Origin of the sequence: Streptomyces sp. N35, from assembly GCF_016464295.1 — a bacterium.
GTDB lineage: Bacteria > Actinomycetota > Actinomycetes > Streptomycetales > Streptomycetaceae > Streptomyces.
On the sequence record NZ_JAEIMH010000106.1, the window covers coordinates 1 to 7,789 of the forward strand.

Consider the following 7,789-nt stretch of genomic DNA (forward strand, 5'->3'; position numbering starts at 1 on the left):
GGGCGGGGGGGCGGGGGGGGCCCCCCCCCCGGGGGGGGGCGGGGGGGCCGCCCCCCCCCTGACCTCAGCACACGACCGTCAGCCCACCGCCGCCGCCACCGCGATCACAGCAAACATCAGCACGAGCACACCGGCCATGATCCGGTTCCTGGTCTTGGGGTCCACGCTTCGAGGTTAGCGGCTGCACTCCAGCGGCCAGCGAGCGACCTCTTCGTAGCGCGGCCTCTCCCCCGCCGCCCCGCCGACCGGAAGCGTGCTGCGGACCAGGCTGAGGTGGTCCACGGTCCACGGCGTGCCGGCGAAGGCGTCGAGCTCGGCGGCGTACGGCACCAGATCCACCTCGGGCGGATGCGTCTGCCGCCGCCCGCCGCCACTGCGGGCGAGCGTGAGATGGGGCACGAACCGCTGGGTCTCCTCCATCGCGAGACCTGCCTCGCTCCCGGCGGCATACGCGCGCTCGGCCAGCCGCCGCAACGTCGCAAGCTCCCCACGCGCCCCGGCCCACAGCGCCCGCTGCCCGAACCGCCCACTGCGGTACAGCTGCAGCTCGAACGGCGACGTCCGCCGCGCGCCCCGCCGCAGCCGCTCCTCGAGATCCGGCCGCAGCGCATCCGGCACCTCGTCCAGAAAGGCGAGCGTGAAGTGCCACCCGGCCGGCTCGGTCCACCGCAGCTTGTCGGCCCCGGGGAGAGCCTTCAACTCCCGTACGAACGCGGCAAGCTCGTCGATGGCGGAGGGCGGCGGCAGCACTGCGGCGAAGAGTCTCATCTCAGCCGAACGTACCCTTACGCAGCCGTCGCCATCCGCTCCCGCGGAACGAACCGCACATGCGGATGCCCCCGGTGCCACCCGAGCCGCACCCGCAGATCACCGACCCGCGCCAGCATCAGACCGACCGCGGTCGCCGCGAGCAGGGCGACCAGACCGCCCATGGCCATGCCCACCCGCACGCCGTACGTGTCCGTGACCCAGCCGACCAGCGGCGCGCCCACCGGCGTACCGCCGGTGAAGACCATCATGAACAGCGCCATGACCCGGCCGCGCATCAGCGGATCGGTGGCCATCTGGATCGAGGAGTTGGCGGTCACGTTGACCGTCAGGCCGAACACACCGAGCGGCACGAGCAGCACGGCGAAGAGCCAGAACGACGGCGCCATCGCCGCCACGACCTCGAGCAGTCCGAAGACCATCGCGGCCCCGACGAGGATCCGCATCCGCGCCGTGCCGCGGCGGGCCGCCAGCAGCGCACCGGCCAGCGAACCGGCCGCCATCAGCGAGTTGAGCAGACCGTACGTGCCGGGCCCGGCGTGGAAGACATCGTCCGCGAAGGCCGAGAGCCAGATCGGGAAGTTGAAGCCGAAGGTGCCGATGAACCCGACGAGCACGATCGGCCAGATCAGGTCGGGCCGCCCGGCCACGTACCGCAGGCCTTCCTTGAGCTGGCCCTTGCCGCGCGGAGCGATCTCGACCTTGTGCAGCTCGGAGGTGCGCATCAGCGCGAGCGAGGCCAGCGGCGCGATGAAGGACAGACCGTTGAACAGGAACGCGTAGCCGCTGCCGACCGCCGCGATCGCCACGCCGGCGACGGCGGGTCCGATCAGCCGCGCGGACTGGAAGTTGGCGGAGTTCAGGCTGACCGCGTTCGCGAGCTGGTCCTTGCCGACCATCTCGGAGACGAAGGTCTGCCGCGCGGGGTTGTCGACGACCGTGACCAGACCCATCAGGAAGGCCGTCAGATAGACGTGCCACACCTGGACGTGTCCGGTGAGGGTCAGGATCGCGAGCGCCAGACCGGTGAAGCCCATCGCGGCCTGGGTGAAGAAGAGCAGCGGCCGTTTCGGCAGCCGGTCCACGAGGACACCGCCGTACAGGCCGAACAGAAGCATGGGCAGGAACTGCAGCGCCGTGGTGATGCCGACGGCCATGGCAGAGCCGGTGAGGCTGAGCACCAGCCAGTCCTGGGCGATGCGCTGCATCCAGGTGCCGGTGTTCGAGACGACCTGTCCGGTGAAGAAGAGCCGGTAGTTACGGATCTTCAGAGAGGAGAAGGTCGAGGGCTTTTCGGTACGTGCGGTGGAGTCGTGGGCGGTCGGTGCGGGGGCGGAGTCTGCTCCGGATCCCGTACTCAAAAGGGCTCGCCTCCTCGGCGGTCGGTGTGCTGTGTCTATGGCGTGCTGTGCTGCGGGTTGCCCAGGTTCACGCGGCTAAAGGTGGGCGAGCTTCTCCAGTACGGGGGCGGCGGCGCGAAGTTTCGCCCACTCGTCCTCGTCGAGCTCGTCGGCGAGCGAGGCCAGCCAGGCGTTCCGCTTGCGGCGGCTCTGCTCGAGCATGGCCTCGGCCTGCTCGGTCTGGCTGACCACCTTCTGCCGGCGGTCCTCGGGGTGCGGCTCCAGCTTGACCAGACCCTTGGCCTCGAGCAGCGCCACGATGCGCGTCATCGACGGCGGCTGGACGTGCTCCTTGCGGGCGAGCTCGCCGGGAGTGGCCGAGCCGCAGCGGGCGAGGGTGCCGAGCACCGACATCTCGGTGGGGCTCAGCGACTCGTCCACACGCTGGTGCTTGAGCCGGCGCCCGAGCCGCATCACGGCGGAGCGCAGGGAGTTCACGGCGGCGGCATCGTCGCCATGGGAAAGGTCAGGCATCTAGTTAGAGTAACTCATTACCCTGACTAAGGAAACCGCTTGAGGGCTCAGGCGCCCCAAGAGTTCCTCAAGATTTCTAAGCCGCTCACGAGGGAAGATCACCCATATGGGTGAGCCGATCGCGGAAAGTGACGCGCAACCGGAGGGCCGCCGGGGACGCTGGAGCACATGGGGACCAGCGTGCTCAGCCTGCGTATAGACGGAGAGCTGCTCGACCGACTCCGTCACCATGCCGGCATAAGGGGAATGAACGTCCAGGACTATGTGATCCGCGCCCTCGTGCGGAACGACTTCGACGAGCGCTTCAAAGCGGCCGTCGAGGAGACACAGCGGTTCTACGGGGCCGGGGAATCCGGGTCGTACGAGGAGCCGTACGAAGCGTCGTACGAGGAGACGACAAAGCCCGGACCCCCCACAAGGAGCCCGGGCCGTCACGCCGCGGCCGCACCGGTGACTCAGGTCAGTCCGAGCGCCGGCATCAGGTAGTAGAAGCCGAACACGGCGGCCACCGCGTACATCGCCGCCGGCACCTCGCGGCCGCGGCCCGCGGCCAGGCGCAGCACCGTGAAGGTGATGAAGCCGATGCCGATGCCGTTCGTGATCGAGTAGGTGAACGGCATCATCATCATGGTCAGGAACGCCGGGATCGCGATCGTGTAGTCCTTCCAGTCGATCGCGGTGACCGAGCCGGACAGGATCAGGAAGCCCACGGCGAGCAGCGCGGGCGTCGCGGCCTGCGAGGGGACCATCAGGGCCAGCGGTGTCAGGAACAGCGACAGCGTGAACAGACCGCCGGTGACGATGTTCGCCAGACCAGTGCGCGCTCCCTCGCCGACACCGGCCGTGGACTCCACGAAGCAGGTGGTGGCCGAGGAGGAGCTGGCGCCGCCCGCGGCGACGGCGAGACCGTCGACGAGCAGGACCTTGTTGATGCCGGGCATCTGACCGTCGGCATCGACCAGCTTGGCCTCGTCGGCGACGCCCATGATCGTGCCCATCGCGTCGAAGAAGCACGAGAGCAGCACGGTGAAGACGAAGAGGACACCGGTGAGGATGCCGACCTTCTCGAAGCCGCCGAACAGACTGACCTGACCGATCAGGCCGAAGTCCGGGGACGCGACCGGGTTGCCCGGCCACTCGGGGGTCGTCAGACCCCAGCTCGGGATGTCGGCGATCGCGTTGATGATCATCGCGGCGAGCGTCATCACGACGATCGAGATCAGGATCGCACCGGGCACCTTGCGCACGATCAGCGAGAGCGTGAGCAGCGCGCCGATCACGAAGACCAGGACGGGCCAGCCGTTGAGATGGCCGTCGGAGCCGAGCTGCAGCGGGACCGTGGTGTGGGCGGCGTCCGGGATACGGGAGACGAAGCCGGCGTCGACCAGGCCGATCAGCATGATGAAGAGGCCGATACCGATCGCGATGCCCTTGCGCAGGCCGAGGGGCACCGCGTTCATCACGCGCTCCCGCAGCCCGGTCGCGACGAGCAGCATCACGATGAAACCGGCGAGCACGACCATGCCCATCGCGTCGGGCCAGCTCATCCGGGGCGCCAGCTGCAGCGCGACCACGGTGTTGACGCCGAGTCCCGCGGCGAGCGCGATCGGGACGTTGCCGATGACGCCCATGAGCAGAGTGGTGAACGCGGCGGTGAGCGCGGTCGCGGTGACCAGCTGGGCATTGTCCAGCTGGTTGCCGTACATGTCCTTCGCGCTGCCCAGGATGATCGGGTTCAGCACGATGATGTAGGCCATCGCGAAGAAGGTCGCGAAGCCTCCGCGGACCTCGCGCGCGACGGTCGAGCCACGCGCGGAGATCTTGAAGAAGCGGTCGAGGCCGCCGTTCGAGGGCGGCGGGGGGAGCGGGGAGTCGACCGGGGCGGGGGCCGAGGGGGACATGCGTGACCTTCGCGAGGGAGGAGGTGGCGGTGTCGCTTGCCGACCGCTTCGTAGCGACTTTGTGTCATCGAACGAAAGAAACCGGCCAGACTAGAGCTGTTTCAGTATGAATAAACAGACCCTAAAAAGCCATCTACGCGCGTAGGGCCTTGAGGGGTACGGGACGGGGGCGGACGCGTGGCCCGCCGGGGCCAGCGCCTAAGCTGGGCGCATGGCGAAGTGGACCCCCAAGCACGAGGCGCCGGAGCCCCTGGAGGGCCCGATCGTCGCCACCATCACCGGCGGCACGATCCTTTGGTTCGTCCTCTTCCTGGTGCAGGTCCCCTTCTACGGCTGGTTCGACGACCGCGATCTGACCTGGTGGGTGTGGACCTGCCTGGCCGGCGCCGGACTCGGCCTCATCGGCATCTGGTACGTACGGGGACGCGACGCCGCGCTCAAGAGGCACGCGGCGGAACAGGCGGCCGCGGAGGCTGCCGCGCCCGCCGCCGACGGGACCGCCGAGCAGGCCGCCGAGCAGGCCGCCGACGGCAAGCAGTCGTCGGCCGAAGGTGCCGGCGCGTAGTACTCAGGTCGGATCTTCCTGGCCCGTACCCCTGATTCCCGTGCCCTCGACGGGAAAGAGCCATCCCGGCCCCGTACCGTCTGAGTCATGACAGTGAGTGGGTGCGCGCGCAGCGCTCGTAACAAGGGTGGTGGCGGGTGACGGGCGGGCGGGCACAGCTAGACACGGACGGACCCGAGCCGGGGGGCAGGCCACCGACGATCGACGCAGGGGCCGAGCTCGATCCGGTGCACCCGGTCCCGCCTCCCGAGGCGGCGCCCGACCGGGCCCGCGGTCTGACCACCGCCGAGGTCGCCGAGCGGGTGGCGCGCGGTGAGATCAACGATGTGCCGGTGCGCAGCAGCCGGTCGCTCGGCGAGATCGTCCGCGGCAATGTGTTCACGCGGTTCAACGCGATCATCGGCGTGCTCTGGTTCATCATGCTGTTCGTCGCGCCGATCCAGGACAGCCTCTTCGGCTTCGTGATCATCGCGAACACCGGGATCGGCATCATCCAGGAGTGGCGCGCCAAGAAGACCCTGGACAGCCTGGCCGTCATCGGCGAGGCCAAGCCGACCGTACGGCGTGACGGCATCGCGGCCGAGGTCTCGACGTCCGAGATCGTGCTCGGGGACCTGATCGAGATCGGGCCCGGCGACAAGATCGTGGTCGACGGCGAGGTGGTCGAGGCCGACGGTCTGGAGATCGACGAGTCGCTGCTCACCGGTGAGGCCGACCCGGTCCTGAAGAAGCCCGGCGACCAGGTGATGTCGGGGTCGTTCGTGGTCGCGGGCGGCGGCGCGCACACCGCGACGAAGGTGGGCCGCGAGGCGTACGCGGCGCAGCTCGCGGAGGAGGCCTCGCGCTTCACGCTTGTCCACTCCGAGCTGCGCTCCGGTATCTCCACGATCCTCAAGTACGTGACATGGCTGATGATCCCGACCTCGATCGGTCTGGTGATCTCGCAACTGGTCGTCAAGGACGACGACTTGAAACAGTCCATCGCGTACACGGTGGGCGGCATCGTTCCGATGATCCCCGAGGGCCTGGTCCTGCTGACCTCCGTGGCCTTCGCGATCGGTGTGATCCGCCTGGGCCGCAAGCAGTGCCTGGTGCAGGAACTGCCGGCGATCGAGGGCCTGGCCCGCGTGGACACGGTCTGCCTGGACAAGACGGGCACGCTGACCGAGGGCGGCATGGACGTCACGGCGCTGCGGATGCTGAACGGCGCGGACGAGACGTACGTACGCAAGGTCCTCGGCGCACTCGGCGAATCCGACCCGCGGCCGAACGCCTCGCTGAAGGCGATCATCGACGCCTACCCGGACAGCGTGGACTGGCGCTGCACCGAGTCGCTGCCCTTCTCCTCGGCCCGCAAGTACAGCGGCGCGAGCTTCAGCGAGGGCAACGGCGAGAGCTCGACGTGGCTGCTCGGCGCCCCCGACGTCCTGCTGCCCGCCGACGATCCGTCGCTCGCGGACATCGAGGAGCTCAACAAGCAGGGCCTGCGCGTCCTGCTGCTCGCCCGCAGCGAGGCGAGCGAGCTGGACGACCCGGCGGTCGCCAGGGGCGCCCGCGCCACGGCGCTCGTCGTCCTGGAACAGCGGCTTCGCCCCGACGCGGCCGACACCCTGCGCTACTTCGAGGAGCAGGACGTCGCCGCGAAGGTCATCTCCGGTGACAACGCGGTCTCGGTCGGTGCGGTGGCCGGCAAGCTCGAACTGCCGGGTGCCGAGAACACCGTCGACGCCCGTACGCTGCCGAAGGACCAGGCCGAGATGGCCCAGGTCCTCGACGAGAACGCGGTGTTCGGCCGGGTCACCCCGCAGCAGAAGCGGGACATGGTCGGCGCGCTGCAGTCCAAGGGGCACACCGTCGCGATGACGGGCGACGGCGTCAACGACGTCCTCGCGCTCAAGGACGCGGACATCGGCGTCTCGATGGGCTCGGGCTCGGAGGCCACGCGCGCGGTCGCGCAGATCGTCCTGCTCAACAACAGCTTCGCGACGCTGCCTTCGGTGGTCGCCGAGGGCCGTCGCGTGATCGGCAACATCACGCGGGTCGCGACCCTCTTCCTCGTGAAGACCGTCTACTCGGTGCTCCTTGCCCTCCTCGTGGTCTGCACGCAGGTGGAGTACCTCTTCCTGCCCCGCCACCTGACGCTGCTCTCCACGCTCACCATCGGCGTCCCGGCGTTCTTCCTCGCGCTCGCGCCCAACAAGGAGCGCGCCAAGCCGCACTTCGTGAAACGCGTGATGCGGTACGCGATCCCGGGCGGCGTGATCGCGGGCACGGCCACGTTCGTCACGTACATCCTGGCGCGCAGCCACTACTCGGGTGCGGGCGCGCGCGAGGCGGAGACCAGCGCGGCGACGCTCTGCCTCTTCCTGGTCGCCATCTGGGTCCTGGCGATCATCGCCCGCCCCTACACCTGGTGGCGGCTGCTCCTGATCGGCACGATGGGCTTCGGCTTCATGCTGGTCATGGTCGTCCCCTGGCTGCAGGACTTCTTCCAGCTCAAGCTCGCGGGCACGACGATGCCGTGGGCGGCGGTGGCGATCGCGGCGGTGGCGGCGGCGGGGATCGAGTTCGCGTTCCGGTGGGTGGGCCGGAAGTTCCCGGCGTAGTTCCTTCTCTTTCGGCGAAGGGGCCGGGCCCCCCTGGTGGGGGGGCGGGGGCCTCCCCCTGGGCGGGGGGGGCGG

The 7,789-nt window shown here is 69.3% G+C and carries 7 protein-coding genes; 3 read left to right on the top strand and 4 right to left on the bottom strand.

The features are described 5' to 3' along the window. Positions 1 to 174: 174 nt before the first annotated feature. The 3 genes from thpR to JAO81_RS36840 all read right to left on the bottom strand — a co-directional run bounded on the left by thpR (position 175) and on the right by JAO81_RS36840 (position 2,642). A complete protein-coding gene (thpR, locus tag JAO81_RS36830; protein WP_199552355.1) occupies positions 175 to 768 on the bottom strand; it encodes an RNA 2',3'-cyclic phosphodiesterase in 594 nt (197 codons plus the stop codon). Positions 769 to 785: 17 nt separating this feature from the next. Then, positions 786 to 2,129, bottom strand: coding sequence for an MFS transporter (locus tag JAO81_RS36835; RefSeq protein WP_199552356.1), 1,344 nt, complete (start codon positions 2,127 to 2,129; stop codon positions 786 to 788). Positions 2,130 to 2,204: 75 nt separating this feature from the next. Beyond that, the gene (locus tag JAO81_RS36840; RefSeq protein ID WP_052579289.1) at positions 2,205 to 2,642 is read right to left on the bottom strand and encodes a MarR family winged helix-turn-helix transcriptional regulator; all 438 of its coding nucleotides are present in this window, start codon (positions 2,640 to 2,642) and stop codon (positions 2,205 to 2,207) included. Positions 2,643 to 2,810: 168 nt separating this feature from the next. On the opposite strand from JAO81_RS36840, the gene JAO81_RS43110 reads away from it, so the two are divergent. Next, a complete protein-coding gene (locus tag JAO81_RS43110; protein ID WP_233416445.1) occupies positions 2,811 to 3,128 on the top strand; it encodes a hypothetical protein in 318 nt (105 codons plus the stop codon). Here the strand turns inward: JAO81_RS43110 and JAO81_RS36850 are convergent. After that, positions 3,098 to 4,543 (bottom strand): NCS2 family permease, encoded by a 1,446-nt coding sequence (locus JAO81_RS36850; RefSeq protein WP_199552357.1) that lies wholly within the window; start codon positions 4,541 to 4,543, stop codon positions 3,098 to 3,100. The two genes, JAO81_RS43110 and JAO81_RS36850, sit on opposite strands and share 31 nt — an antisense overlap. Before the next feature lie 211 nt (positions 4,544 to 4,754). Here JAO81_RS36850 and JAO81_RS36855 point away from each other — a divergent pair, with 211 nt between their 5' ends. After that, positions 4,755 to 5,108, top strand: a complete 354-nt coding sequence (locus JAO81_RS36855; protein ID WP_199552358.1) for a DUF2530 domain-containing protein — start codon at positions 4,755 to 4,757, stop codon at positions 5,106 to 5,108. 200 nt (positions 5,109 to 5,308) lie between these two features. Further along, positions 5,309 to 7,714, top strand: coding sequence for a cation-translocating P-type ATPase (locus tag JAO81_RS36860; RefSeq protein WP_199552371.1), 2,406 nt, complete (start codon positions 5,309 to 5,311; stop codon positions 7,712 to 7,714). Positions 7,715 to 7,789: the final 75 nt, after the last annotated feature.